This window comes from Actinomyces sp. ICM58 (assembly GCF_000283035.1).
Classification (GTDB): domain Bacteria; phylum Actinomycetota; class Actinomycetes; order Actinomycetales; family Actinomycetaceae; genus Pauljensenia.
The window spans coordinates 1-2,282 of the sequence record NZ_ALIY01000132.1 but is presented as its reverse complement, the minus strand read 5'-3'; the positions used below and the strand labels follow the sequence as shown (position 1 = coordinate 2,282).

The 2,282-nt window shown below is 66.4% G+C and carries 1 protein-coding gene; it reads left to right on the top strand.

What is annotated here, in order from left to right; all coding sequences use genetic code 11:
- Positions 1-187: 187 nt before the first annotated feature.
- A partial coding sequence (locus tag HMPREF1138_RS06335) for a bifunctional metallophosphatase/5'-nucleotidase (RefSeq protein ID WP_009057814.1) occupies positions 188-2,282 on the top strand: 2,095 nt, incomplete at its 3' end.

The window sequence follows — 2,282 nt, the reverse complement described above, 5'->3', positions numbered from 1 at the left end:
AGCGCCTCGCCCGCACGGGAGCGAGCGCTGAGGCCGCCATCGGGATCGGAATCCTCCTCGCGGCGGCGGGAGCGGCCACCCGCGCCGGGGCGCGACGTTTCGCGCGCGGGCGCAGGCACCCCTAGGCCTTCATTCATCCCATCCACGACTCGACGCGGCATCGTTGCCGCTCAGAAAGGAATACACCATGCGCAGACAATGGATGCATCTGGCGCTCGCCTCGGTGGCCGCGCTGGCCCTGGCCTCGCTGCCGAGCCAGGTGGCCGCAGCCGGGCAGGACGAGGCCTCACAGGACGAGGCCGCGCCGATCACCCTGGACCTCTACACGCTCACCGACGTCCACGGGCACATTCAGCAGGTCACCAAGAAGGGAAGCGTGCGCGAGGCTGGGCTGCCCGCGATGAACTGCTACCTGAAGAAGGCCGCCGAACAGAACCCGAACTCATCGTTTACGCTGCTGGGCGACAACATCGGTGCGTCCCCCTACATCTCGGGGGCTCTCAAGGATAATCCGACCATCGCGGCCCTGAACACGATGAACCCCCTGGCCTCGACGATCGGTAACCACGAGTTGGACATGGGGCAGGCGGTCTTCAAGCAGCGCGTCGATGGGTCCAACCCGAGTGAGTTCGTGCAGGCGACCTTCCCGTACCTGGGCGCCAACATCGAGGGCATGGGCACCTACGGGAATGGCACCCCCTACCTGGGGGACTACAAGCTGTGGGTATCACCCTCGGGCATGAAGGTGGCGTTCATCGGCGCGATCGCGCAGGATGTGCCTTACAAGCTCAGTCCCGGAACCACTGCGGGCCTGACCTTCACGGATCCGATCGCTCGCATTAACTCCCTGGCCGCCGAGCTGAAGACCAGCGGAGAGGCCGACGTTGTCATCGCCATGCTGGACGACGACGTGAAGAACAACTACACGAAGGTCGGCAAGGACGTCGACGGACTCATGGGCGGGGACACGCACGTGCCCTACGAGTTCGACCACGTCAACTCGGTGGAGTCCTTCGAGTCCGCCAACCCGCGCCTGGCGGGCGTCGCGTCGGGCTCCTACACGGATAACCTCGGTCTGATCCGCCTGACGATTGATCCTGCGACGCGCCAGGTCACGAGTGCCGACTCGATCCTCATCCCGGCCGCCGAGGTTGCCCAGTGCGGCGCGGACCCCGACACCCAGGCGATTGTGGATCAAGCCGAGGCCGACTCGAAGGAAGCGGGCAAGCGCGTCGTCGCGACCGGGTATAGGACCCCCTTCATGCGCGGCGTGTTTACCACTCCTGACGGCGCGACCGAGCCGGGGTCGAACCGAGGCATCGAGTCGTCCCTGGGCGACCTGGTGGCCGACTCGCTGCGCGAGACCATCCTCACCCCGGATGGGAAGAGCGTCGACATCGGCATGATCAACGCGGGCGGGTTGCGCGCTGATCTCGTCCCGAACGAGGACGGCACGATTACATACGCGCAGACCTACGAGGTCGAGCCCTTCTCCAACGAGCTGGGGTATGTGACGCTGAAGGGATCTGACGTCAAGGACGCGCTTGAGCAGCAGTGGAAGACGGATCTGAACTCGCAGAATTCCCGTCCGATGCTCAAGCTTGGCCTGTCCTCGAACGTGCGCTACACCTACGATCCTGCCAAGCCCTACGGGGAGCGTATTACCTCGGTGACGATCAACGGCGAGCCCCTGAAGGCCGACGCGACCTATACGGTGGGTTCGGTGACCTTCCTCCTGGCGGGCGGAGACTCCTTCGATGCGCTGACCCGCGGGGGCGCGGCGGTTACGAACGGGAACCTCGACCGCGACGCCTTCAATGCCTACCTGAACGCGCACTCGGGTGGTGGGGATCGTTCCGCCGAGGCCTCGTCAGCTTTGACTCCGCGCGCGGCGAAGTCCTCGATCGGCCTGTCCCTGCCCACCGAGGCGGTCGCTGACGGCTCGACCGTGACGATCCCGCTGCGCGGCCTGTCCTTCTCGGAGGGGCCTTCGATCACGCGCAAGGTGCGCGTGAGTGCGGGCGGGCCGCAGGCCGTGGCCGACGTGGATAACTCTCTCGTGGATACCCACGCATCGGACGCTGCCGCAGTCATCACGACGGACGGCGCGGGACAGGCGAGCGTCGACGTGACGGTCGTGGGCGCGTGTGAGGGGAAGGCGGCCGGCGAGGTTGTGAATGTGGCGCTGACAGTCGCCACCGACTTTGCAACGGTCGTCGAGGCCTCGGACGGAGTGACGATTCCCGTGACCTGCGCGGGCGCCGCCCCCGCCCCGTCGGCTG